Source organism: Aeoliella fuhlenseeensis (assembly GCF_052161615.1).
In the GTDB taxonomy this organism is placed as follows: domain Bacteria; phylum Planctomycetota; class Planctomycetia; order Pirellulales; family Lacipirellulaceae; genus Aeoliella.
Map to the genome: position 1 here is coordinate 5738057 of NZ_CP197417.1, position 26091 is coordinate 5764147.

20 protein-coding genes are annotated in these 26091 nt (G+C 56.8%); 14 read left to right on the forward strand and 6 right to left on the reverse strand.

Features of this window, described 5'->3' with window-relative positions; all coding sequences use genetic code 11:
- Nucleotides 1-20 precede the first annotated feature (20 nt).
- The 5 genes from SH292x_RS22580 to SH292x_RS22600 all read right to left on the reverse strand — a co-directional run bounded on the left by SH292x_RS22580 (nt 21) and on the right by SH292x_RS22600 (nt 4823).
- Nucleotides 21-1499 (reverse strand): nitronate monooxygenase, encoded by a 1479-nt coding sequence (locus tag SH292x_RS22580; protein ID WP_442483284.1) that lies wholly within the window; start codon nt 1497-1499, stop codon nt 21-23.
- A gap of 406 nt (nt 1500-1905) precedes the next feature.
- Nucleotides 1906-2523, reverse strand: coding sequence for a pyridoxamine 5'-phosphate oxidase family protein (locus SH292x_RS22585; protein ID WP_442483285.1), 618 nt, complete (start codon nt 2521-2523; stop codon nt 1906-1908).
- A gap of 68 nt (nt 2524-2591) precedes the next feature.
- On the reverse strand, nt 2592-3053 hold the full coding sequence (locus SH292x_RS22590) for a nuclear transport factor 2 family protein (RefSeq protein ID WP_442483286.1): 462 nt from the start codon (nt 3051-3053) through the stop codon (nt 2592-2594).
- A gap of 153 nt (nt 3054-3206) precedes the next feature.
- On the reverse strand, nt 3207-4166 hold the full coding sequence (locus tag SH292x_RS22595; RefSeq protein WP_442483287.1) for an alpha/beta fold hydrolase: 960 nt from the start codon (nt 4164-4166) through the stop codon (nt 3207-3209).
- Nucleotides 4167-4235: 69 nt separating this feature from the next.
- Entirely contained in the window at nt 4236-4823 is a 588-nt protein-coding gene (locus tag SH292x_RS22600) for a carboxymuconolactone decarboxylase family protein (RefSeq protein WP_442483288.1), read from the reverse strand.
- Nucleotides 4824-5050: 227 nt separating this feature from the next.
- Here SH292x_RS22600 and SH292x_RS22605 point away from each other — a divergent pair, with 227 nt between their 5' ends.
- The 4 genes from SH292x_RS22605 (at nt 5051) to nhaA (ending at nt 10784) form a co-directional block, all read left to right on the forward strand.
- The gene (locus tag SH292x_RS22605; RefSeq protein WP_442483289.1) at nt 5051-6664 is read left to right on the forward strand and encodes a sigma 54-interacting transcriptional regulator; all 1614 of its coding nucleotides are present in this window, start codon (nt 5051-5053) and stop codon (nt 6662-6664) included.
- A gap of 1663 nt (nt 6665-8327) precedes the next feature.
- Nucleotides 8328-8606 carry a GreA/GreB family elongation factor gene (locus tag SH292x_RS22610; RefSeq protein WP_442483290.1) on the forward strand — a complete coding sequence of 93 codons (279 nt, stop codon included), beginning with the start codon at nt 8328-8330 and terminating at the stop codon, nt 8604-8606.
- Nucleotides 8607-8710: 104 nt separating this feature from the next.
- Entirely contained in the window at nt 8711-8926 is a 216-nt protein-coding gene (locus SH292x_RS22615; RefSeq protein ID WP_442483291.1) for a hypothetical protein, read from the forward strand.
- 46 nt (nt 8927-8972) lie between these two features.
- Entirely contained in the window at nt 8973-10784 is a 1812-nt protein-coding gene (nhaA, locus tag SH292x_RS22620; protein WP_442483292.1) for a Na+/H+ antiporter NhaA, read from the forward strand.
- A gap of 206 nt (nt 10785-10990) precedes the next feature.
- On the opposite strand, the gene SH292x_RS22625 is transcribed toward nhaA, so the two are convergent.
- Nucleotides 10991-12073, reverse strand: coding sequence for a universal stress protein (locus SH292x_RS22625; RefSeq protein WP_442483293.1), 1083 nt, complete (start codon nt 12071-12073; stop codon nt 10991-10993).
- Nucleotides 12074-12724: 651 nt separating this feature from the next.
- Here SH292x_RS22625 and SH292x_RS22630 point away from each other — a divergent pair.
- The 10 genes from SH292x_RS22630 to SH292x_RS22675 all read left to right on the forward strand — a co-directional run bounded on the left by SH292x_RS22630 (nt 12725) and on the right by SH292x_RS22675 (nt 26086).
- On the forward strand, nt 12725-13135 hold the full coding sequence (locus tag SH292x_RS22630; protein ID WP_442483294.1) for a GreA/GreB family elongation factor: 411 nt from the start codon (nt 12725-12727) through the stop codon (nt 13133-13135).
- Between the two features lie 51 nt (nt 13136-13186).
- Nucleotides 13187-14422: a sensor histidine kinase gene (locus tag SH292x_RS22635; RefSeq protein ID WP_442483295.1), complete on the forward strand. Its 1236-nt coding sequence runs from the start codon at nt 13187-13189 to the stop codon at nt 14420-14422.
- Nucleotides 14415-15827: a sigma-54-dependent transcriptional regulator gene (locus SH292x_RS22640; protein WP_442483296.1), complete on the forward strand. Its 1413-nt coding sequence runs from the start codon at nt 14415-14417 to the stop codon at nt 15825-15827. Before SH292x_RS22635 ends, SH292x_RS22640 begins: the two co-directional genes overlap by 8 nt.
- A gap of 57 nt (nt 15828-15884) precedes the next feature.
- On the forward strand, nt 15885-16385 hold the full coding sequence (locus tag SH292x_RS22645; RefSeq protein WP_442483297.1) for a hypothetical protein: 501 nt from the start codon (nt 15885-15887) through the stop codon (nt 16383-16385).
- 80 nt (nt 16386-16465) lie between these two features.
- Complete coding sequence (gene rnk, locus SH292x_RS22650) at nt 16466-16903, forward strand: nucleoside diphosphate kinase regulator (RefSeq protein WP_442483298.1); 438 nt, start codon at nt 16466-16468, stop codon at nt 16901-16903.
- 1359 nt (nt 16904-18262) lie between these two features.
- The gene (locus tag SH292x_RS22655) at nt 18263-19168 is read left to right on the forward strand and encodes an alpha/beta hydrolase family protein (RefSeq protein ID WP_442483299.1); all 906 of its coding nucleotides are present in this window, start codon (nt 18263-18265) and stop codon (nt 19166-19168) included.
- Between the two features lie 697 nt (nt 19169-19865).
- Complete coding sequence (locus tag SH292x_RS22660) at nt 19866-20429, forward strand: sigma-70 family RNA polymerase sigma factor (RefSeq protein WP_442483300.1); 564 nt, start codon at nt 19866-19868, stop codon at nt 20427-20429.
- Nucleotides 20426-21859, forward strand: coding sequence for a FecR family protein (locus SH292x_RS22665; protein ID WP_442483301.1), 1434 nt, complete (start codon nt 20426-20428; stop codon nt 21857-21859). Before SH292x_RS22660 ends, SH292x_RS22665 begins: the two co-directional genes overlap by 4 nt.
- Before the next feature lie 145 nt (nt 21860-22004).
- Nucleotides 22005-22841, forward strand: coding sequence for a PEP-CTERM sorting domain-containing protein (locus SH292x_RS22670; RefSeq protein WP_442483302.1), 837 nt, complete (start codon nt 22005-22007; stop codon nt 22839-22841).
- A 401-nt stretch (nt 22842-23242) separates the two neighbouring features.
- On the forward strand, nt 23243-26086 hold the full coding sequence (locus SH292x_RS22675) for a hypothetical protein (protein ID WP_442483303.1): 2844 nt from the start codon (nt 23243-23245) through the stop codon (nt 26084-26086).
- Nucleotides 26087-26091: the final 5 nt, after the last annotated feature.

The following is a 26091-nucleotide window of genomic DNA, read 5'->3' on the forward strand; positions in this document are numbered from 1 at the left end:
GGTGCGTCAAATGGTGGCCGTTAGCGCTGCGCGCTCACACTTGGTGTACACTGCGAGCCTAGCAGGTGCTTGATCACGTGATGGGCGGAGTACTCTTCTGCATCCTCACTGGGAAGGAACTGGAGGATGCTCTGAACTTCGTTGCCCGCGGTGATCAACGGCAGTTCTGCACCGCTACCGCGTCGAAGCTGAGGAAGCCCTACAGTTGCCATTAACCCGTTACATACACACTTTCGTCCCAGCGTATCGCTTTCGGTCCCTCCCTTACGGAGATAGGACTGCACCGGCTCTCCGGGACACCGCCAACCCACGCTTCCGTCTTCACGGCGATAACCTTGGCGGAGAAAGCCCAAGTCGCAAATGCGGTGGCGTTCATCGACGAGAGGTTGCTCAGATAGCGTGCCGTCCAATTGGAGCACTTTGAATGGGAATCCTGTTGGGGAGGCCGCGGCGTCGGTATGCACATGGAGTCGCTGTTGCTTGGCAAGCTCAATTACGCGCCGCTTAAGTTGTGGCTCGATACCTGATTCAGTACAAAAGGCGAATGCTGTCCCCACCTGGATCCCCTTGGCACCCAGGCGACGCGCTTGTTCAAGCTTTCCTTCCGAGCCATACGAACCGGCCAACCAGAAAGGCCGGCCCAATTCGCGAAGTACTCCGAAATCGACCTCGTCACGGTCGCCGTAGACAGGCTCTCCGCTTTCACTCAACTGATGCTTGCCGCGAGGCGGCGCATTGTGACCTCCGGCCGTTGGTCCCTCCACGACGAAGCCATCGACTCGACCGTCCGATTTTTTTGCGAGCATGCTCGCGAGTGTATGAGATGCCACAATCGCCAAGAACTTTGGGCGCCTCAGCCATGGAACTTCCCCATGGGTGAACTCCTCCGGCGAGAAACTTACGTGAAAGTCGTCGCCCGCGCTTGCGTCCGCTATTGCCAGTGGCATGCTGACGGCTTCGCCATCGCTGAGACGATCCAGAATTCCAGGAATGGACCGGGGGATACCGGCGCCCATCAACACATAGTCGACATCGGCCAGCATCGCGCCATACAGAGAAGGCAGAGTCGGTGTTTGGATCTTCTCGAGAAAATTGATTCCGACCGGTCCTGAGTGCCCTTCCTTCGCTAAGAATACTTCGACGAAGTTGGCGACAACGACCAACTCCAACTGATCTCGCGTCGGTCGCATGGGTAACACAAAGGACGCGGCGAAGGGGCTGTCTGGAGACTTGCCGCCTGGAATGAAGTAACGGTCCTTTACGCGCTGAGCCATCTCGGGGTAAGGGAATTCCCCTAAGCCTCGCCTCACCTCACCACCCGGATCGCCAAGCTGCAATCGCCGCACTAGGACGGCATCGATTGCCGTCCCTGAGACAACCCCCATTTGCCCTCGTCGCGACACGGCCCGAGCCAGTCGCCAATTGGAAACGGCGACTCCCATGCCCCCCTGAATCAAGACTGGATCACAAACATCGTCTGTCTCGGTCATGCGAGTCATCAGTCTCATCCATGGAAAATTGAGGGCAGGGGGCGGACCAAGCAAAAGGTGCGGAGAAAGACGACGCCGTGGTCTGGAACGAAGTACCTTCACTTCGATGGGCCCTAGTTGCCGGATGCGGCGACCAGTTTTCGACGCCCAACTGCGGCGATTGCCAAATTCTACACCCCGAGGTGCAGGATTGTCTAGAGCCATTCCAGACGCACGGTTCCTGACGAAAACGGAACTCAGCAGAGGGCTCACATTGAGTGCTTGGAGCTTAGCGGCACATCGGCAGTTCGAGGGCTAGACGAAACAATTGAATAGCAGACAAGCTTTTCCTCATTCTTGGCCAAGCGTTGATGATAAGAGGCCCATGCTTCAAGCCCCTAGCGAAAGACAATTGCGCGGATCAGGACGCCATCGCTCACGTCCCTTTCACCTTCGCTTTGATCGCCTTGAGCTGGACCTCAAGATCGGCGATGCGGCCCTGCAATCGCTCAATGACCGGAGCCATCTGCCTCTGCGAGAGCCGTGTATGGATGTGTTGCGGGCAATTGACGTCCCATGCTTCGATTTCAAACAGCATGGCCCGCTCGACCTTCGCCGGATAAGATGGATCGCGAAGCTGTTCGAGCAGCGACTGGTCGCCGTCGACAATGCGTAGGGTACCCCAGAGCTTAATACGGCGTCCGCGAGCATAATCCATCAGAAAGATAAACGCTTTCGGGTTCTCGGAAATGTTTCCGAGCGTAATGTACTGGCGATTGCCGGCGAAGTCGGCAAAGCCCAGGGTCTTGTCATCGACGACCTTGAGGAATCCCGGTGAGCCGCCACGGTACTGGATGTAGGGCTGCCCTTCGGCGTTCGCTGTTCCCAAATAGAACATGTCCAGCTCAGATAGGAACGCTTCGAGTTCCGGAGTGACTGTCGTCTGCCAGCTTCCTCCGGCTTCCATGCGTGCGTAGCCGGAGCGAGACCCTTTCTCGGATTGCATCGACTTGACTGCCGGCGTGAAAGCGATGTCGCTGGATAATTGACGCATGACAGCCATCCTCTGTTTTCGGGTTCCGGAAATGAGTCCGCCGTGACTTCGCCGACAGCATTTTGTCGTTATTGTACGGCAGGAATCCCTACGTCGTCCGCAGGTCGAGGCCCAGAGAGAGGCCAATGAAATTTTCGCCCCGTATCGTCGATGGGAACCTCGTTGATACTAGCTTCCCGACGACGCATGAGACCGTCTTCGTCAAACTCCCAGAGTTCATTTCCGTAAGCCCGAAACCACTGCCCGGAGGCGTTGTGGTATTCGTACTGAAAACGAACGGCGATTCGATTCTCGGTGAAGCTCCAGAGTGACTTGGTGAGGCGATAGTCGAGTTCTCGTTCCCACTTGCCTGCCAGGAATGCTCGAATCTGGCTCCGGCCCCGAAGGAACTGGTCCCGATTGCGCCACTCCGAGTCTTCGGAGTAGGCGAGAGATACTCGCTGCGGATCACGACTGTTCCAGGCATCCTCAGCGGCCCGGACTTTCGCGGTGGCGGTGTCAAATGTGAATGGTGGTCTCATGGCGGTCATTGTTTCGCTGGGGAATCGGCGTCATGGAAGGGACACAGGAAGCCCGCTGCTTGTCAGGCTCTCTGTGCACAAAAAGTGTTGAAGAGCGGACAGAACGATCCGCACCCAAGGTCGAATGGACTCTAGACTCCGACCAGGTCAGTTTCAGAGAGCTTACTGTTTCACTTGCTTGTCAAGGAAGTTTCGCATCAGCGTGGCAATTGTCGCTCCGTCCTCTTCCAGGGCGAAATGGCCCGTATCGAGCAGATGGAACTCCAAGTTTTTGAGGTCTCGCTTATAGGGGTGCGCCCCGGCGGCGGGAAAGATCGCGTCGTTCTGCCCCCACACGATCAGCGTCGGCGGCTGGTGCTTGCGAAGGTATTCCTGCCACTGTGGGTACAGCGACGGGTTGCTGCCGTAGCTGTAGAACAGCGCGAGTTGGATCTCCTGATTGCCGGGACGATCCAGCAGCGGCTGCACGTGGCCCCAGGTGTCGGGGCTGATCGTTTCGACATTGCGAACCCCATGGGTGTACTGCCATTTGGTCGCATCAAGCGTCAGCAGTGACCGTAGGCCATCGCCCTGGGCGTCGGTTCGATCTTTCCAATAGGCTTTGATAGGCTTCCAGAAGTCGTTGTCGAGCCCTTCGTCGTAGGCATTGCCATTTTGGATGATCAACGTCTGCACACGCTCCGGATGTTTCACGGCCAGGCGAAATCCGACCGGAGCGCCGTAGTCCATCAGGTAGATGGAATACTTCGTGATGCCAACCTCCTGCGTGAACTTATCGATAACGTTCGCCAGATTTTCGAACGTATAGTCAAAGTCCTCGACCGATGGCGCGGAGCTGTTGCCAAAACCGGGATAGTCCGGGGCAATGACGTGAAACTTATCGGCCAAGGCAGGGATCAGGTCGCGAAACATATGCGACGACGTTGGGAAGCCATGCAGCAGCAGGACAGTGGGCGCATCTTTTGGCCCAGCCTCCCGGTAGAGGATGTCCAGTCCGTCGATAGTCACTGTACGGTACAGCACCTGCGAGGCTGGAGCATCGGTCGCGGCGGCGGCGGGCGATAGGTGGAGTGAAACGAGCAGGACGAGTGCGAGGGCGGTGGCGGCTCTTGACGTGGTCATGGTGCTGTCATCCTTAAAGTTATGTGACTATTGAGGTTCAGGAACGAATTAAAATGAGTGGCGATCGCATCAGCGAGTTTCATCGCAACCGGGGAGCGACGCACACATTTCGTGATGGTCGTCGATCGGCTCGGCCCTAGGAAAATCGATGTCAGTCTCAGCCACATGGTTGAAGTAGTTGGTGAAGATGTTCAGAGCTACGTTGGCGACGACTTCGGCAATGGCCCCATCGTCCAAGCCCGCAGCACGAACTTCGCCGATGTCAGCGTCGCTGACCTGCCCGCGTGCGTCGACAATTTGCCGGGCGAAGCGAATCACGGCATCACTCTTGGGATCAACGGCCGTTCCGCGACGGCTGTCGAGGATCTGCTCCGGAGTCAGGCCGACCATCTTGCCAATCGTCGAATGGGCTGCGAGGCAATAATCGCAATGGTTGACCTGCCCGACAGCCAAGGCGATCTGTTCGCGGTTCTTCGCTGACAGGCGGCCCTTGCCCAAGGCACCGCTCAAGCCCAAGTACCCTTCCAGCACCGCGGGAGAACTAGCCATCGCCCGAGTCATGTTGGGAACACGACCAAGCTTCGCGTTGACGGCATCAAGCAGTTCTTTGGCTTTTCCAGCAGCGGCTTCGGGGGCGAGTTGATGAATACGGGACATGGCTTCAACCTTTTACTAGGACACTTCGGGTCTTGTGGATGCCGGGCGAGCGATTCGCTGGCGACGGTCGATCTGAATTACACTTCTCGTGCCAACTTCCACAAATTGACATAAGTTACCCACTAGAAACGACTTACGATCTCGCCTCGATCATCTAAGGCGCGACGACATATCGTTGAATTACGAAATGTCGTTGACAACCAACGAGATGTCGTCATGCTTCGGTAATGACGATCTCATCGCAAACCGCCGGGCTTGTAGGCGACCCAAAGCGACTATTGCTGGACCTGGCCGGTCATCATCATGTGTCCGAACTGCTGCCCCTTGCCGTGCAACGACTTGCCGAAGGACCTGCTGTCGCGCTCGTTCGAATTTGGCTCGTACAACCGCCACTGGCTGGCGACTGTGAAAACTGCCGATTGGCCGCCGAATGCCAAAACCGCGACCAATGCCTGCATTTGGTGGCCAGTGCTGGCCATTCCGTCGCCAACACGCGCGCCTCCTGGGAGCGACTTGGTGGGGAGTTCCGACGATTTCCAATCGGAATCAGGAAAGTCGGACAGATCGCCGAAACGGGGCAATCGCTGGAAGTTGCCAATGTGGCAAATGATCAGGCATGGGTTGCTGACCCATCGTGGATTCGTGAAGAGCAGATTGCCTCGTTTGCCGGCCACCCGCTCGTGCACCGTGGCAAAGTACTCGGAGTGCTCGGGCTCTTCGCACGCGAAGCTCCAGGGGCATCCTGCTTTGAGTGGCTGCGGATGATTGCCGATCACCTTGCCGCTGCGATTGCCAATGCCCGCGCGATGGAGGAGATCGAATCCCTCAAGAAGCGACTTGAGCAGGAGAACGAGTACCTTCGCGAAGAAGTTCAACAGTCAGCGACTTTTGGTGACCTGATCGGTCAGGCGCCAGCGATGCAGGCCGTAACTCGGCAAATCGAATTGGTCGCGCCAACAAACTCGTCCGTGCTGATCCTCGGCGAAAGCGGCACAGGCAAGGAAGTTGTCGCTCGCGAAATCCACCGGCACAGTCAGCGCGCAGAACGCCCACTGATCAAGGTCAACTGCGCTGCAGTACCGCGTGAACTCTACGAAAGCGAATTCTTCGGTCACGTGAAAGGCGCCTTCACCGGTGCGCTACGTGATCGGGCTGGGCGATTTGAACTCGCGGATGGCGGTACGCTCTTCCTCGACGAAATCGGCGAGATCCCGCTGGATTTGCAGGCCAAGTTGCTGCGGGTTCTGCAGGAAGGAGAGATCGAGCGAATTGGTGAAGAGCGAACTCGGCGAATCGACGTGCGGCTGATTGTAGCGACGAATCGAAACCTTCGTGCAGAAGCCGAGGCAGGCCGCTTTCGACAGGATCTGTACTATCGACTGAGCGTCTTTCCGATGGAAATTCCGCCCCTGAGAAAGCGAGTCGAAGATATTCCGTTGCTGGCCGAGCACTTCCTAAACCGCTTCGCGAGACAACTCGGACGACCACGGCTCCGACTAACGCTGGCCAACGTGCAGGAGTTGCAAGGCTACGACTGGCCGGGCAACGTCCGCGAACTGCAACATGCTCTGGAACGAGCCTGCATCGTGTCAGTCGACGGCCGCCTGCGGTTCGATTTGCCGGAGGTCGCTTCCAAGCAACGAGCAAAGCCGCTGGAATCAAACTCGATCAAGCCCATCCTAACCGCCACGGAAGTGCGAGCCTTTGAGGCCAACAACATCAAAGCCGCCCTGGCCGAATGCAACGGCAAAGTATATGGCTCCAATGGCGCAGCAGCATTACTTGGAATGAAACCCACAACACTCAATTCTCGAGTCAAAGCTCTTGGGATCAAATCTTGACGCTGGGGTTTGGCAGTTCCGGCCCCAGATCGCTTACGCTGCAATTGCGCTGCATTTTTTGCGGCTCTGGCAGTCACGCCGTGTCATTTGATGGCACGGAAGGCGAGGTCCAGAAACGCGTAAACCCTTGCGGGTGCAAGGGTTTTGACGCGTCTAGTAACTCGTTGGCAACGAGTGACAAAGTGGAGGCGGCGGGAATCGAAAGAGTGTCCGCTCGATCGTAACGTCCTTACGGCTCAAGGAGTTACGAAAGCAGGCGAAGGCTTGTCAGGAAACTGTCAGGAGATTTGTCGCACTAAATGTCCAGAGATGGCACTTGATGACGCTCGGCTCTTGCGTTTGATCGAGACTTGGCCGGCCATGCCGGAACAATTACGGGCGGCAATTGCATTGTTGATCCCATGCGAGCGGGCGCCGTAGCTACGTACCTCTAGTGGATTGCCCAAATATAGGGCCGAAGCAAGTAGCACTCTTGCTCGCCACCTTTCCGCAACCTTAATGTGAATCAAGCTTCTTCCCGGAGAGCTTCCAAAGAAGTCGTTGGCTTTCCTTCCCTTGCGGGGCACTTTAAGCGGCGATGCGACCCGAAGAGTATGACCGAATCCATCAGGCCAACCGTGCGGAGTACGAGGCCGTAAGGTGGCCGGAGGCCTGCCCTCCAGAACAGTTGGGCCCCTAATTGCAACGAGTACCTTTGGAGGTTGTTCGTTCAGAATTGATTGTCGTCTCTGGACATGCTTGGACGCAGGTAGCGGTCGAGGAATTTTAATCCGGGATACACGCATTGAAACTCCGCGAGCCGAGTTCGATAAGCGATTGCAGAGAAAGACCTTCGGGAAACGCAGTTTGGCTGATGAACAGAGGTCGACGCGCCAGGTGACATGGAGGACATCCTCCATGCTTGGCCGAGCCTATCGCTGATATACCGAACTGCTTTGGTCGTGCCGGCCTAATCATCTGTCGCCAGAATGTGGATCTGTGACCGCAACCGCGCGCGGGCTCTCCGCTGCGGCTGCCCAATGATCGGTTCCGTTGGTGACTCTCCCCGCGCGTGGAGTCTACGCCCCGCCAACTGTGTCAACCCATGGAGTAATTCGTCAACTCGGGTTGACAGCTTGTGAGCACTCCACGCCATATTTCTGCAGAATCCCCGATTTTAGCAGGCGTCGCTCCTTGGGCACGATACTTGCGATTAATCCACCGAGAGAACCATTCGGAGCAAGATTCACTTTAAAGAGGTTTCGACCAATGACTGCTAGCCGACACTTCACTACCTCTTATCGCGAAGTGGGAATTTCCGTCGCTTCGCGGAGGCTACCTTTGGACGGTGGCTTGCGCCAGGCCGTGCCGCGAATTCTATCCGCGGCACTTAGCCAGTTTGCCCATCGCTTTCGATCCGTCCACGTTTGGGTGGAAGACGTCAACGGGCCACGAGGGGGCGTGGACATTCGATGTCGCATGGACCTCGCGCTGCACCCTCGGGGGCGGATTGTTATGTCGGCCATGGCCACCAACAGCTATGTGGCTATTGCGGATGCTGCGGCCCGAGCAGGTAGAGTGCTTAACCGTCGCATTCATCAGACTCGTGCCCGGCGACGCACGTCTGCCGAGAGTTGAATTGTATTGATCGTTTGCCCCCTTCTCCCATTTACCAGGAAGCGAAATGAACTCTAGGACTCGCTTTGCGCCGATTGTGGAAGTCGGTTCGACTGTTCACCTTCGAGATCTTCAGACAAAGGAAGTGGAAGCCTACACGCTCACAGCCCCCGGTGACGCCAACATCCGCCACAATCGCATTTCCACCCTGACTCCCATCGGCCACGCGATCTATGGTCGTGGCGCGGGGGAGATCATTGAATTCGATGCTCCAGGAGGAACTATTGCCATAGAGATTGTGGAAGTCGAACCAATGCCGCCCCCGTCATCTGCGCGAGACGGGTAGTTAATGGAACGCGGATCCTGTATCCCGATTCGCGTGACCACCTACCCCTCGGTGCAATTTTTGCGTTGTTGGAATTCTCAATCACTGCTAGCAGCTTTACAATTATGATCCGTTCTTTGAATTCAATACTCGACACGCGAATGGAAGGGAAAACTGACTATATCGCCGCTTACGATCCCGAAATTGATCGGTGGATCAACGAAGGCGGGGGGATCAAAGCATTACGTGTGGCAGATTCGCATTCCTTGCGTAAAGTCAACCAAGGGCATCCAACGAGATGGCCGTGGGTTGAAGGGATCGCCACCGTTTCGATAAATTGACCCTCAATTGGTGGTGTCGCTATCACGTCGCCTTAGAATGCTTCTCATGCTTGACCCGCCAGTAGATCCCGCCCGTGATCACGTTGTGGGTCCGTCCGACGCCGAAATGACGTTGGTTCAGTATGGGAGCTACGCCACCTTTTGGAGTCGCTCCATTCACCATGTTGTCGAACAACTCCGCAGTCGATTCGGCGATCGAATGCGGTATGTCTACAGGCATCTGCCGGTCGCTGGAAATAACATTGCGACGCGCGCCGCCGAGCTTGCCGAGCAGGTGGCCGAGACCACGGGACAGTTTTGGGAGGTACACGAAGCGCTCATGGAGCGGGGTCCCGTCCTTTCGGTGAGCGACCTTGCACAAATAGCTGAACAACACCAAGTGGCCTTGGACGGGGGAGCCAATCATGAGGCACTAGCTGCGGCCAAGTCGCGAGTTAGCGCAGATATCGAGACTGCCCGACGTAGTGGTGCCAACGAAGCCCCCGTTTTCTTCATCAACGGCCGCAAGTATACCGGCGCGTGGGACGAAAGCTCGCTGGCGGATGCCATGTTGGCCCCGCTGGGGCATCGAATTCAGTCCGCTGCATTCGAGTTCGTACGCTGGGGGCCGTCATCAGGGTTGCTCCTGGGAGTAGCAACGCTGTTTGCCCTGGTCATCAGCAACTCTCCTTTCGGGCCGGCCTTCAATGCGTGGTGGGAAACTCCACTAGGTTTTCAGTGGGGCGACAATCTGTTCGCACATTCGCTACTCCACTGGGTCAACCATGGGCTCCTCACGATTTTTTTCTTCGTCGTGGGGCTAGAGATCAAGCGAGAGTTCACTGTTGGACACCTAGCCACATTTCGCTCTGGAGCTCTTCCAGTCATCGCGGCAATTGGAGGATTCATACTGCCGGCAGTGATTTATGCGATTATTGCACCTCCCGATCTGAGGCATGGGTGGGGCATCCCTATTGGGACCGACACGGCTTTCGCGGTGGCGATTATCGTGTTTCTCGGTAGGCGCGTCCCCGTTGAACTTCGCGTCTTTCTGACAGCCGCGGTCATTATCGACGATATCGTGGCGATATTGGTGATTGCTCTATTTTACACGGAACAGATCCACGCAGCCTACTTAGTAGTTAGCCTCGTAGTTGCTGCGATGCTGCTTGTGTTTAACCGGACCGCTGTTTACAGTACGCTCCCTTACGCGATTTGCGGAGTTTTACTTTGGTTCTTTCTGCACGAGGCCGGGCTGCACGCCACACTCGCGGGGGTAATCCTGGCCCTGGTCATCCCCGCACGCCCGCCGGCGAACCTCAAGGCACTTTTGGCACAAGCCTCGACGATTATCCATAAGGAAGGCAACCATACTGCCGAGGCGATGCGGTCCGGGCCCTCTGAGCATGCGTTGGAGACTTTGGACCTAATTCACCGTCGAATCGAATCGCCGGCCGACAAGCTTCTGCGTGCCTCTGAGCCCTGGTCCAGTTATGTAGTGCTTCCGATTTTCGCGTTAGCAAATGCAGGTGTTGTGTGGTCCCCGAACGTTTTTGAAGGGCAGTTTCGTTTAATCGCGGCCATTGCAATGGGACTGGTGATCGGCAAGCCGATGGGTCTCATCGCCGCAGCGTGGTTTGCTGTGAAAACGGGCATCGCTAACAAACCTGATGCCTATTCGTGGCGTCAATTGTGTGGGGCCGGCGCACTCGGCGGCATCGGCTTCACCATGTCCTTGTTTATCGCGGGAGTAGCTTTCCCCGATGACACGGTATATGCGGCGGCCAAGATCGGAATCTTCGTGGCATCATTGGCAGCAGGTGGAATAGGTATCCTGGTTCTGTGGCCAAAACGGGATGAGTCCAGTATGTTTCAGTGACGCCGCTTGGTAGGCCGGGCCTTGTCCGCAGCGAGGCACAACCATCGCTCTCCTGACCCTAGAACGCGGGTGATCCCTCCGGCATCTGGCTCTCCAAGTGTGCAGATGCTTGGAGAGGTATCCCTCTTTTGGGGATCGATTGCGAAGTGGCGAAACGCGGCGGATGCCGTCGAATTGCCCTGTAAAGCGATAAGCATTGAGAGGCCTTACCAGCTCGTCGGCAGCTGACTCGACTTAATCCCGCCAGTTGGCAATTGCTTAGCAACTAGGATCGGCATTGGCGATCTACGAACCAGATAATCCAACACCCCCGGCCGAAACAGGCGGCTCAGCCGACGACGGTCGCGCGTGGCGATCGCAACATAATCGGCTTCGCGCTCTATCGCCTGCGCCATGATTTCCTTAGCCGCACAATAGTTGCTCCAGACAATGCTCGTTCGCATGGACCGTAGCTCCGGCTTCCAGAGCTTGGCACTTTCGCGCAGCGCACCCGTCGGAGTTCTCTTCGACTCCGCCGACAGAGCCCGTGGAGTTTCATATACACCGGCAGTGCGTTCGGTTGAATCCATAACGCGAAGCAGCGTTCCCCGGCCGTCAACCAGCTTATTGAGACGTGCGACGTGGGGCACAATTTGCTCGCTTTCCAGAGTGCCATCGATCGGTACGAGTGGATGGCGCATGGATGGTCGGGACGTGAAGTCCACAGGGCACTTATAGCCTGGAATATGCAGAACGGATGCTTGCCGGATACTTAGCAAGGAGTCGAGGCCACTGCCCACGAGAGCTCGCCACAGATGGCTTCGGCCACGCGTCGCCATTACAACGAAGTCGTCACCATTCCCAGCTAACGTTAGCAATCCGGCGTCCACTTCGCGTTCATCGACCATCGAGATTGCAACGCCGAATTCGCTGACCCGAGCAATCTGACGGGCGATTCTGGCCATGTAGTCTTCCATCGGCCGCCGCAGTATACGGTCCGTGTGGTCGTATAGATCTAAGCGACGCGAGTGAAACCCCGGTTCCATCTTCAAGTGGACGTGCACAACACGAACGCGTACACCAGCCAGCTCGGCCAAATGAATTGCCCACGGAAGTGCATGCTCAGCGTAGGGGGAGCCATCTAAAGGTACGACCACTTCCCGAAAAGGAGGAGTGCTTCGATGGTCTCGGAAGGCGCGCACACTCACCGCACGCTTGGATGTAGATGATGCATCCGCAAGACCGAAAGAAGGCTTGGCTCTTTTTACGCTCGGAAGCGAAGGTCTGGTGGTGTAGAAGGTCATGGCCATCCCCCGAAGAGAGCTCGCACAGTCGAGCTGCTGACAAGGAACTAGGTAACGATTTGTTGCTTGCCTCTAATAGAAGCAAATCGAGTGCCGAGTCGCTTAGGCAGACGCTGCGTCGGCAATTCCGTGATTTCTGCGGCATCGTTGCTGTTCGCAGAAATGAGTAGTCGCCCAAAGTTGACACCGTCCAGTTAAGTTGACGGTCGAGACGACGCGACCTGCGGTGAATAATCGCAATCGCAGTGCCAACATCATTCCATCTGGGGCGCTATACATGGCCAACTTCTCCAGGGAGTAGACACGGGGACTGCTCGTCGCGGGCGTGGCATGCGACTTGCTTAACAAAGTGTTCATCTCCTTGAAACACTTTTCTACTGGAGGCAAGCCATGTTGAATACACGAATGCACACAACCTGCGAGAACTTGTGGGGACCTCTCCTGGTCCTGTTGATCGTGCTTTTTGCTGTCCTATTGCGGGCGATGGCCACGGCGGACGGTAGGGAGGCGCGAGCGCCACTTCCGCCCCGCGGCGAATCGGTCGCGGAGTATGACTTTGCAAAGCCCGTGCCCTGGGCTTCTGGAGATATTTCCCGCGCGGGGCCCAGTACCCCGTAATCCATACAACACGTTGCCTAACGAAGATTGGAGAAGCTAATGACGACTCGACTGTTTACAGAAGAAGATCGATATCGCCTAGGGCATTTGCTCTTGTCGGAGGACGCTCGGAGTGCCGTTCCCTGGCATTATCTGGACGAGCTCGAATGGCAACTGGAGACCACCAGAACCGCCGAGCAGTCGGCGATTCCGGACGACATCGTGACCATGAACTCCACGGTCCGGTTGGTCAGCTCGGATGGAATGCAGGAAGTGCTCCGCACCGTTGTTTACCCCGAGTATGTCGAGCTGACGGACATGGCAGTCTCCGTACTCGAACCCCTAGGATCGAATCTATTAGGTCGCCGTGTTGGCGATATAATAGAATGGGAGGAGCGGGTCGATGAAGGACCGTGGCACGTGGCCGAATTGGTCTTTCAGCCTGAGCGAGCGGGAAAGTTCGCGTTGTGACGGCGCGGCGCCATGCTGGGCTATGGAAACTTCGCTGAGGGGAGTAGAGCGTTGATTAGCGATAGTATCTCACCGCAGCCCGAAAGAGACCGATGGGCGAACGAGCCAGACGATGGTTGCTTTCGTGCGGTCGCCGACTACACCTGCGACTGGGAAAGTTGGCACGCGCCCGATGCCACACTTCTCTGGGTAAATCAAGCGGTGGAGCGGGATACAGGATACACCCCGGCCGAGTGTTTGGCGATGAGTGACTACCCGCTTGCACTGATTGCGGGAGAGGATCGACCTCACATCGAGCGAATGCTGGAGAACGCGAAGGCACGCGGATCTCAGAGCGATCTCGAATTTCAAGTGATTCATCGCAACGGCGACAAACGGTGGATGGCCATTTCCTGGCAACCCATGTTCAGCGATTCGCAGGAGCATCTGGGCTTTCGAACCAGCATTCGCGATGTTACCGAGCGCCACAGGCTGCGAGACCAGATTCGTCTTTACGCCGAACACCTGGAGCAACTGGTGCAGGAACGCACGGCCCGCATCCAACAGTTAGAGCGACACCGTCGGCAGATGGAGAAACTGGCAGCGCTCGGGCAACTGGCGGCGAGTGTAGCACACGAAGTTAACAACCCGCTGGCAGGCATCCGAAACGCGTTCGAACTGATCAAGGCCGATCTCTCGCCCGACCATCAACACTACGAATTGTTGGAGCTGATCGATCGCGAGATCGAGCGAATCAGCACGATTATCCATCAGATGTACCAGCTCTACCGCCGCAGTCCCCAGGCGGCTCGCGAGTTTCGCATCGAACAAACCCTCGCCGAAGTGACGACCTTGCTGGATGCCGTGGCACGGAAGCATCGAGTAAGGATAGCGGTCGAGTTACCCGCCGAATCGAGTCGAAATGCTCCCACGACGGTGGAACTTCCCGAAGGCGAAGTCAAACAAGTGCTCTACAACGTCATTCGAAACGCCATCCAAGCCTCCCCTGAGGGCGAGGAAGTCACCCTGCGCGTCGAAGCGGCCGACAACCGAGTCTGCATCTCGGTGATAGATCGCGGTGCCGGTATCGCCGAAGAATTTCTGCCGCAAATCTTCGACCCCTTCTTCACCACCAAGGGGGGCGGCGAAGCTAAGGTGGGAATGGGGCTAGGGCTTTCGGTGTCGCAAAACCTGATGGAGGGAATGGGGGGCTCGATCGAAGTTGTGCCTGGTGCGGGCGGTGGTACCTGTTTTAAACTCAACTTTCCTGAGAGTGTCGAACCCACCGCTGAATCGACGGATGACTGAAACCTCACCAGCCCGAATTCTGATCGCCGACGACGAACCTCTCTACCTGAGGACTACTGGCGAACTGCTCCGCAAAGCGGGCTACGAATGCGTATGCGTTCCCGACGCGCACGCGGCCCTTGAGGCGTTATCGACCCACCCCTTCGATCTGGTGCTGTCCGACCTCAACATGCCGGGCAATCTGCAATTGGAACTGCTGCACAACGAACGCCGGAAGTGGCCCCACATTCCGCTAATCGTCATCACCGGCGTTCCGTCGGTTCCCACGGCCATCGAAAGCATTCGCCTGGGAATTTCCGACTACCTGCTGAAGCCCGTCAAGTACGAAGACCTGCTGGCGAGTGTCCGCCGTGCGCTCTCGCATCGCCCCCTTCATCAGTACATGGGCGAACGCGACGACGACCAGCGGCGCGCCCTGGCTCTCCAATTCCCCGAGATCATCGGCACTAGCCCGGCGATGCTCGAGTTGTTCGACATTATCGACCGCATCGCTGGCACGGACACCAATATCCTGATCACGGGCGAAAGTGGAACGGGTAAAGAAGTCGTAGCGAAGGCCATTCATGATCACAGCCAACGCCGCGACCACCTGCTGCAAGTGATCGATTGCACGGCGATTCCCGAAACGCTGTTCGAATCGATGTTGTTCGGGCACGCCCGTGGCTCGTTTACCGGTGCCGTGAAGGATCAGGAGGGGCTTTTGAAGAAGTGCGATGGTGGCACCGCCTTCTTCGACGAAATTGGCGAGCTGCCCGCAATGCTGCAGGCCAAGTTGCTGCGGGTGGTTCAAGAGCAAACCTTCACGCCGGTGGGAATGAACGAACCGATCCAAATTGACACTCGCTTCATCTGCGCCACCAATCGCGATTTGCAGATGGAAGTCAACGCGGGCCGGTTTCGCCGCGATTTGTACTATCGACTGGGGGTGATTCACATCGAGTTGCCGCCCCTTCGCGAGCGAGGCGACGACGTGATCTTGCTCGCCGAGCACTTCCTTAAGTCCTTACAGCGAGGTAAGCCTCGCGTCGATCGGTTCTCGGACGAGGCTCTCGATCGCTTCCGCACGTACGCTTGGCCCGGCAACATTCGCGAACTGCGCAACGCCGTGGAACGGGCGATCGCGCTTGCGCGGACCAGCCAAATTGAAATCGAAGACCTTCCCACTTCCATGGTCGCTTCGCCCCCGAACGGTTCGTCACCGGAGTCACCCCTGCCGGACTCGACTACCGCTAGCTCATCGCGCGATGAAGCTATGGACGAGGCCGAGCAGGTTTACCTCACTTCGTTGCTCCGCGACCATCATGGCAACGTGTCGCAAGCAGCCCAGCAAGCGGGCATGTCGCGGCAAGGAATGCACAAACTGTTGAAGAAGCACGGGATAGACGCCCACGATTTTCGCTATTAAGCAACTGTCACGCGGGGTGGTCACTGTCTCCGTCGCGAGACAGCCTTGGCGGCACGTATGCCGGTTTTCGCTCGCATCGCGGGCCTCGGTGCGATTGGCATCGAACGTGCATTGCTTCTCTCGCAATCGCCAGCCAGGCATCTTCAACCTATAGGCGAACGTCGCCGTAGCGTTGGCTTCACGGAAGTAAGGCATGTCGTCTTGCACCATGCCATCGACACCCTAAGCAGGAGGTCCGAATTGCTGGAAGAACTTCGATCCAAGATCAGGCAACGAACGTACGGACGACTCACTGACCTATCCCTGGCAACTTCCGGCGGCTCCATCGTAGTGAGCGGTCGAGCCGACACGTATCACACCGTACAACTGGCCCTTAGTGCCATCAAGTCGTATCGCTCCCAGTTCATCCTGCCCAAACCCATTGAGCTCTCCGTTGACGTGCGAGGACGGGCGCTGGTTTTAGGTAGCACCCTACACGATGGCGAAGGCAAACGCGTTGCTGGCACGTCCCGCGCGACGAACGCCACCACCGACGAGAACCGATCAATCCCCAACTAACTCTCGCAAACGACCGCGTCGCAGTAGCGTGGCGACGCGTCCCTATCCACACAATTGCAATCTTCACACGAGCGAACCTCATGACCCAACGAACTTTACTGATCACCCGCGACGACTGCCGCCGCTTGCAACACCTGCTCGACAGCGAATTCGCAGCCGCAATCGATCCGAAGAACTACTTGAATGATCTTCGCGCCGAACTGCTCGCCGCCAAGATCGTCGAATCGAATAAGGTGCCCCCCGACGTGGTGACGATGAGGTCGACCGTCCGATTGTGCGACCTTGATAGCAACGAAGAGGATATCTACACGCTGGTGTACCCCGATCAAGCGGACATCGCCCGAAGCCGGCTCTCCGTCCTTGCCCCCGTCGGCACCGCTATCCTCGGCTACCGCGTCGGCGACGTCATCCAGTGGCGAGTCCCTAATGGTACTCGTCGACTGCGGGTGGAGGAAGTGATTCATCAGCCACAGCGGGATGGTTTCTTGGAAGCTGGTTCCGTGGTACAGACTGCTTAATTGTTGGAGCGAATAGTAGAGAACGGGGGGGGCAGGTCTCATTCTTCCTTGGTCCGCTCCCGGCCTTAGGGTTTAAATCCCCCTGTCAATGCACCTTGCTGCGCTACCCCCCACTTCGGCGAATAGAGACTTGGCACCTTCCTCGCGTCCATCATGGCACGACCCCAAAGAATATCCCATTGGAAATCTGGCAGGGAGTGTCACTCGGGCGCCACGTTCACCACGACGTATTGGAGACAACATGACAATTAAGAAAGCTATGAATCGAGGGCGGTTTATTAGGCGGCACTCATTTTGGTGGTTCGGCACTGCGATCATGGGTAGCCTATTCTTGGCTATGATCCTCACGTCCTCCTGGACGTTGTTCTGGACTGCGCTCCTGGCCGGCGTCGCATACATACTGATGCTGACACTCCCGGTGTTCATCACGATCCTTTCGGGGAATGCAGAAGTGGAGGAGTGACACCCACTACGTCGGATGCTTGTGTCTGCCTCCGCCCCCATCACGGCAGTAGAAAAGAGGCGAAGTCGCATTCTTCGAGGGCCGCGCCGGCGAAGGGTTGAGTTCAAGGCAATCCGATTGGTAGATTCATCTAACTAGCCTCAAATGCGTTTATCTCGATCGTGTTGTGACACTTGGGGAACGCTCGGCTGCTGGAGCGGTGGCTTCGGCGTGGCCGAAGCAGCCAAGCGGGCCGCGTAACCCACGAGGGTCAGGTACCCCAGGGAGCTGCGCTAGCGTTGGTGATTGTAATCATCCTTTCAGGCGCTGCTCAGCTTCCGTGCCGCGGCGAAACTCTCTAACTTTTCCCTCGCTGAGAATTACTCTCTATGGCGACTGTGGAAACTTTCCGCGCACCCGTTTTCCCATGCTCGCGGCTTGACCCATTTGGCCCGAGCACCTTAGAGTTGCCACTACTTTGCGCACGCATAATGAAAAAAGGCCTCGCACCATTAGTGGGGACCTGAACGACAAGGGAATGCTTGTGCCCGGAAAGCTCACTAGCAAGGAGCCCCGGTGGTACAGTGATATTGCCGGTACCGGCCAGCTACCGTCGATCTGTTAGGCCACAAGCTGGTGGGCATCGGCCGCAAGGCGACAGCACTAGAGCAGAGCGAGGCCGAATACGCCGCGGATACCGCGGTTTTGAGAAGGGCTCCCGCTACAGTGCGATAGAATCGAGCCAAATTATTTGCAACTTCCAAGTTGGAACGGTTATGAAACCCTTCGTTTTCTCACTTTACGTTGCAATTGCGCTCGCAATCTGCAGTCGGCTTAGCGGGCTCGCACTGGCTGGATGGCCCCAAGCAGTTCGAACCATCGAGTACTCGGCGAGTATTGATAATTCGAAGCAACCGATGCTGCTATACAAGGCTGAGGGAAATGAAGCACGTCCACTTCTCGTTGGTCTGCATACCTGGTCGGGTGGCTACGACCAGGCCGGGGGTGAGGTTGTCTACGCTCGCTGGTGCCTCGAATACAACTGGCATTTTATCCATCCGCACTTTCGTGGACCGAACTGGACTCCGCAAGCTTGCGGAAGCGATTTTGTGGTGCAAGACATCTTGGATGCGGTGCGGTATGCGAAACGCCATTGTAAAGTCGACAGCGATCGTGTTTATCTGGTGGGTGTCTCGGGAGGGGGGCATGCCTCGCTACTCATGGCAGGGCGGGCTCCAGACGTGTGGGCTGGTGTTTCCGCCTGGGTGCCGATTGCCGACTTAGAGGTTTGGTGGCAACAGAAGGTCGATGGTCCACAGGAAAAATACGCAAAGCACATCGAGCTGGCAGTCGGAGGGAAGCCCCACCAGGATGCTGATGCCGCGGCCCGCTGTGCCAAGCGGTCGCCCATCACCTATCTCCATCGTGCTGTCGACGTGAATCTGGACATCAACGCGGGTGTCTTCGACGGGCATAGCGGTGGTAGCGTACCCTTCACTCACTCCTTGAGTGCTTTCAACATCGTTGCCGCGCCAAACGACCGACTATCTGAGAAGTTTATGGCGGCATTCTATGCAAACCAATCGTTACCAGAAGGGGCGGATCAACCAAAAGCAGACCCTCTCTATGGATCGAAGACCGTCTTATTTCGCAAAGTCTCCCGTAACGCGCGGCTTACAGTCTTTCAGGGCGGTCACGAAATCGTCCATCAGGCCGCGCTCAACTGGCTCGACAAACAACGCAGGGGCAAATCGGCTGATTGGGATGTCGCGAAGCCCCGTGAACTGCAGGTCGACGAGACCGAGTCCAATTCAGGCACGTAGGGTCTGGGTAAGAACTTGGATACGGCGAACGCTCGTCGAGCGTCAATCGAAGTTGTGTAGATGGGAAGTGAATCCAACCGTTATCAATCTTGCCTTCATTCAGTCGCCGGAAAGAGGGCAGCCATGATGTCGTACTTGCCTGCTGGCACGCAGCGCCGCTGTTGAACATAGCAGGTATCGCGTATCCCACTTCACGTAGAGATAAATCTCCAGTGGATAGGGGACAAACGCTTTTGAAGTGACCTATCGACGCGGACAAACTTCTACAACGGCAGCGGCATCGTGCTACTTGGCAATGCCGGCGAATTGACAATGGAGGCGAATTCAAGCAATTTGGCTAGAGGGCATAGCAGTTTTACCACTAGGCACACATCCAGATCCGCGACGAAGCGAGATTCGATGCCTATATGCCCGGCACCATGGCAGAAGTCAACCTACCCTAGCATTGAGGGCAGGCGATTTATCGCTGCCGGGGAGCCTCGCGTTGCACGCCGCCCGCCCATCTGCTCTTGACCGCCAAGGAGACCTGAGAATTTGGCTTGTTCGCCCCCAGCGGTCCTCTGAGCCACCCAGATGACGACAAATCCAGCCAGAATTCCCGCTAACCATGCAAAGTTAGCTTTTTGTTAGGCCAATTTCTCCGCGGCCGTACATGAAGACATCGCAGGGGGGAATTCTCTTTTCCTCGTGACTTTTCTTGAGCGCCGAAGTGGGATTTATGATCCGCGTGGGAGATAACGACGAACGCATCGAAGATTTCGCCCATTTGCTTTTGGGCGCAAAACGACGATTGCATGCTTACATCCTCACACTGGTGCCGAATTGGGTGGATGCGGAAGAGGTGGAGCAGAAAACAGCTATCGTCTTGTGGCAGAAGTTTGATGAGTTTGAGCCGGGTACCAACTTTACTGCTTGGGCCTGTCGAATTGCAAGGCTTCAGATCGCCAATTTCCGGCGTGTGCAAGGCAGAAGCCGCGTTTGTTTTAACGACGATCTTGTCACGGCCCTCGCTCGGATGCAAGAAGAAGGTTGCCCGACGTTCGAAGCGCGACGCTCGGCACTCGAGCACTGCATCGAACAGCTTTCGACGGAAGAGTCGGAGCTGATCGATTGCTGCTATGGAACTCAGATCGCCACGGTCAAGGAAGTGGCCAAAAATCGTGGCCAGTCGACCAATGCGGTCTATAAGTCCTTGGCCCGTATCCGCAGACGGCTCTTCCTTTGCATTGAGCACCGAGTGTCGGCGGGAGGTGGTCGATGAACTCATTCGACGAATTACAACTCCATCGCTTAGCAACTTCGGTGTGTGGTGGTCTTGCAACCGATACCGAGATTCGGGAACTGGATCGCTTGCTATCGGCCAATCCGCAAGCTCGGGCCATGTACATTGCCTACCTCGACATTCATGCTGCCCTGGCGGAACGCGGTCATGATAGGCGAAAGGTAGAAGTCGGCCACGATGAGAGTCTTCCCGCGCCAACGGCACTTTCAGTAGCAAGCGATGCAAAGGATGCTCGCCCGCGCCGTGCATTCGCCTCAAGCATTCACGGGCGACTGCTGTGGGGCGGCGCGATTGCGGCGTCGATGCTGCTTGCGATCACGGTAGTGATAAGCGGTCGTTCGGATGGGGCTCGCGGTTCAGGATCGTCTGTGCCCGACGGGAACATAACTCCATCCGTGGGAGTGATCCATATGGACGGGGGCACCCTACGCATGAATTTACAGAACGTCGGCACCTTGGTGGTCGATGGTCCAGCTCAGATGGAACTCGAAAGCCCGATGCGACTGCGGGTGGATCAGGGGCGCGTCAAACTTCGTGTCACCGAAGCGACGGGGCATGGCTTTGTCGTCGCGACTCCGCATGGAGATGTGACCGATTTGGGGACCGAGTTTGCGGTGGACGTTGGCGATTTGAACAGCACCAACTTGGTCGTGTTCGACGGCGAAGTCGACCTTTCGATTCCGCGAGCTCCGGGTGAGGACATCGTTCAGCGTCTGGTGGGAGGTGAAGCCGTGCGTTTTGCCCGAACGGGGCAATTGGACCGCATCATGTCGGTCTTCAGGGGCGGCAGCAGATCTTTCATGCCATCGGATCGGCAAGGCATAGGGGGGCTGCCCATCATTGTCAACGTGTCTGACAATCTTCCCTCCGGCGATACGAAGCGATTTTACGAAATCGTGCCAGGGGGATTCGATGAGGACAAAGCCTCCTACGTCGATCGTCCCTACGAGTGGAACGGCGTGACCAAGGAGGGGCTACCAAAGTACTTGGTGGGTGGCGACTACGTTCGGACCTTCAACGGTCATAAGCAGTTGGAATTCCAATTAACCATCGATGTGGCGCGTCCCTGCAATCTGTACGTGCTATGGGACAATCGCAACTCGGTCGCCCCCTGGCTGGAAGAATCCTTCGAGAAACTAGACGACACCGTGGGCCTGGATGAATACAGTCATCATGGCCGCCGGCTGAGAGACAAGGTTGCAGGAATTGGGCCGGGGAATGGAATTAATCGATTCTTCGCGGTTTGGCGAAGGGTTCTAAATCAACCTGGAAAAGTCGTGCTGGGTTCGCTTACGGATACCAACATAAAGACTTCTATGTACGGCATTGTCGCCGTTGCCTTGGATGAGAACCCTGTCGAGGCCCACCGCCCAGGTTCTTCCAAAGTCAGTGTCGTCATGACGCATTAAGCGTCCACCACTGTTCTTCCTATTTCGGTGTTTCTCCGCTGCTGGATGACTCGCGTACCTTCAAGCATCTTCGGCGGTAGATGCGATGGACTGTCTTATCGGTGAGTACACTTCGTGGTTCTGACTACATGATTGGAGCGGACTAATGAGACGAATCTGTTTGTTTTGTGCAGTGGCAACCTTCGTGGTTGCAATCGGCCAGTCGGCGTCCGCAGCGACGATCTCGGTGCTGCCTCCACTTCCATTGAACCGCATCTCGGACAATATGCCGACTTACATTAGCACGACAGCCGATCCAGCTACCTATACAAAGCCTGACAATTTGCTAATCGACTTCCTGCGTACCGAAGACCCGAGAGATCTGGACACTCGCGGCGTCAACAATCCGCGGAACAATGGGCACTCATTTACGATTAACACCGCAGAGTTTCCTTATGGCATCGACCTCAACGCAATTGCCTTCAATTTCGAGGGGCGGGGTAGTGCAGCCACCCCCGCGGACACGTTTGCCGTCCGAGTCTTTAGAGTTGCAAGCGGCAATGCCTTCGCCAATCTGGTGGAACCAGCGCCCGCCGATGTTTTGGCTTCTGGAACGGGCCTCGCATTACCCACTTCCACGGAGCTTGGTGTAACTCTCCCTGCCGCTAACACCAATGCCAATGCGAACAGTAGGGCATCAGCGACCGCTATGCTGGGCTTCGACGTTGCTCTGCACCTGGAGCCGGGGGTATATGGCTTTCAGTTTACGCCAGACTGGAATGGCCAGACGGCGGCCTATACCGCCTTCGCGTTGAATCGAAGCCCGGTTGCGAATGCGGGCGGAATTCGCTGGGAGAGTGGCACTGCGGGTGGCGCTACCCCCAATGCCAGTTCGAGCTACGCGTTTGGCCTAGTTGGTACCGTGGCAGTCCCCGAACCAGCATCGGTAATGCTACTTGCAATGGCGGGCGTGTCTCTCGCCCTGCTTCGGCGCAGGAAATAATTCGAATGTAGATACCTTTCGCGGCAAGTTGCCACTGGGGCAACTTGCCGCTGTTCAACATCGTTGGTTTGGTTCATAGAGCGACAGCTTCAGTTTCATGGTTACCGAGGAACATTGGTCATGCAGGTGACGCGAGATTGGAAGGTTGAGTATCTCCGCGGCATTACTGCTACACCACTGTCCATTCACGTGGATGAGTAATTAGAGTTGGGGCATCTTTAGGCGGCAGATACAGTTGTCTGTCCGATCGGTAATTCGGTTTCAAATTCCGACAGCATAATTGGAGAGTACTGATGAGGCGACGACACTGCCTACCTTGCATAGCAGCAGCCTTCCTGGCTTTGTGCGGCTGGACGATCACGGCATCTGCGGAAACGGTTAGCGTAAGGACGCCGCTTCCGATGAGTTCGGGCGGTACGCCGACATACGTTAGCACTACGGCCGCACCAGCTACCTACACAAAGCCTGTAAATTTGCTGGTCGACTTCCTGCGTACGGAAGACCCGAGAACTATTGATACACGGGGCGTTAATCAGGGGCGGGATAATGGCCACTCGTTTACGATTAACGCCGCGGAGTTTTCTTCGGGCATCTACCTGAATGCAATTGCGTTCAATTTCGAGGGGCGGGGTAATGCAGCCACTCCCGAGGACACGTTTGACTTTCGAGTCTTTCGAATTGCAAGCGGTAATGCCTTCGCCAATCTGGTGGAACCCTCCACCAGCGATATCCTCGCGTCCGCGACGGGGCTCAAACTACCTACCGCTGCCCAGCTTGGTGTTACATTGCCTACCAGTGGTACCAATGTCAACGCGAACAGTAGAGGGGCCGGGACCGCCATCTTGGACCTTAGCGCTCCGATCCACTTGGAGCCGGGGGTATATGGTTTTCAATTCTTGCCAAAGTGGACAAGTTCGACGCCGGCCGATACCGCCTTTCAATTGAATCGTAGCCCGACGGCGAATGCCGGCGGAATTCGATGGGAAAGTGGCATTGCGGGTGGCGCTGCCCCCAATGCCAATTCGAGCTATGCCTTTGGCTTGGTTGGCTCTGAATCACCGCTGCAATTCAAAGTGGATCGAACAAGCGGATCTATTTCGCTGGTCAACAATGGCACATCCGCTTCCCCCACAATCGTGGGTTATGAAATCACCTCGACACTTGGAGCGCTCGATCGGGCTGCTTGGAAGAGCATCGCGGACAATTACGACGCGAGCCCCGGGGGCCCTGGTCAGATCGACTCTATTGGCCAGTGGGAGATTCTCCCCGAAGTCGTGCCCTATACCGAATTCTCGGAGTTCGTTTTTGAAGATGCCATGAGCGGCGGCGTTCTGGCTGGTAAGCAGCAGTTGGTATTAGGAACTGCGGGTGCGTGGATCGCGACGTCGAATGAATCCGACTTGCTGGCCACTATCACACTGGAAGGTGGCGAGCAGCTTTCCGTACCGATTTTTTATACGGGCAACGGAGGCAGTTCGCTTAGCATTATTGATCTGGACGCCGATGGCGGGCTTCCTGACGCGGCCGATTGGGTCACTTTTCGGGACAATTTTCGTTCCGACATCAGCCTCCTTACCGACGCGCAGGCCATGCGGGCCGGTGACCTGGATGGCGACCTGGATATCGACTTGAAGGATTTCCGGCTATTCCGCAATCACTGGGAGGCCGCTCACGGCTTGGGTTCTTTTGCCACGCTTTTGGGGAATCCAATCGCCGTGCCCGAGGTGCCTTCGAGCGTCACTGTTGCGTTGTTGCTCGTGATGGGTTGTCTGTGGCGATTTCGTGGTACTCGTTTATCGGAAATAACTTTCATGCGAGCGAATCTAGCATCACGTGTCGCAGTCACCTTAGGAATGTTGCTCCTGGTTCCAGGATGGGCGTCCGCGGTAACGGTTACCACACTTCCGCTGAAAACCGCGGGTGGTGCCGAGACCTACGTTACCACGACGACCGAGCCAGCGACCTTTTCCAAGCCCGACAATTTGGTAGTCGACTTTCTGGTGGAGGGGGACCCAAGACCTCTGGCGAGTCGGGGCGTGAATAGTGCGCGGAATAATGGGCACTCGTTTACGATCAACGCCGAGGACTTGGCTTATGGCATAAGCCTCGACGCAATCGCGTTCAATTTCGAGATGCGGGGTAATGGAGCCACTCCCGACACGTTTGACTTCCGAGTTTTTCGCGTTGCAAGCGGTAATGCCTTCGCAAACCTTGTAGAACCTGCGCCCGCCGATGTCCTCGTGTCTGCCACGGGCCTCCGACTGCCCACTGCTGCCGAGCTGGGTGTTGCCAATCCTTCCAATGACAACAATGGCGCGTCAGGGACTGCCCTCGTGAACTTCGACACGGCGCTGATGCTACAGCCGGGTGTCTACGGTTTTCAATTCTTCCCTGGCTGGGATGACCAGACGCCGGACTTTTCCAGCTTCAATATAATGCGAGGTCCCGGTGCCAATCCCGATGGTACCCGATGGGAAGCAGGCGTCGCGGGTACAGGATCCAGTGCTACTTACGCGTTTGGATTGGTGGGCACTGACCTGACACCCATGTCGGTCCGTCCACAAGTGCAAGTGAACACAGCCACGGGCGAAATCAGCTTGCTCAACCCTGCAGGGAGTAACAAGGAGATCACCCTGGCAGGTTACGAGCTCGTTAGCCCGGGTAATCGCTTGCTCGACACGTGGGAGGGGTTAGCCGTCAGTGCCGCGGCCGACGCAATCGGTGCCGGCGAGGGTCAAAAGTGGGAACAGGCCGGCGAGTCGAATTCCGCACTGCTATCGGAGCTATTTCTCGCTGGTAGCTCGACCATCGCCCCGGGGAGCGCGCTATCGCTGGGCACCGCCTACCTGACGGGTGCTCAGGACTCCGGAATGACGTTTACTTATTACAACCCGATCCTGGACATGGATCTAACACTGCCGGTGCAGTTCATCGGCGGGACCGGTGTAGTGCAAGGCGACTTCAACAACGACGGCCTTGTGAACCTGGCCGATTACACAGTGTGGCGAGACAACCTGGGTGGCAACGAATCGGTGCTGAATGGCAACGGTTCGGGCAATGCCACGGTGGGCAGTGAGGACTACGACCTCTGGAAAGCACACTTCGGCATGGGCAGTGGCGGGCCGCTCGGTGCGTCTCACTCGACGAACGTGCCGGAGCCGCGGGCAGCGTTGCTTTTGGGGGTCATTGTGACAGGCCTCGCCGCGTTGCGGCGGCGAGGCCTGATCACGATATCGCGTGAGTAATGGTG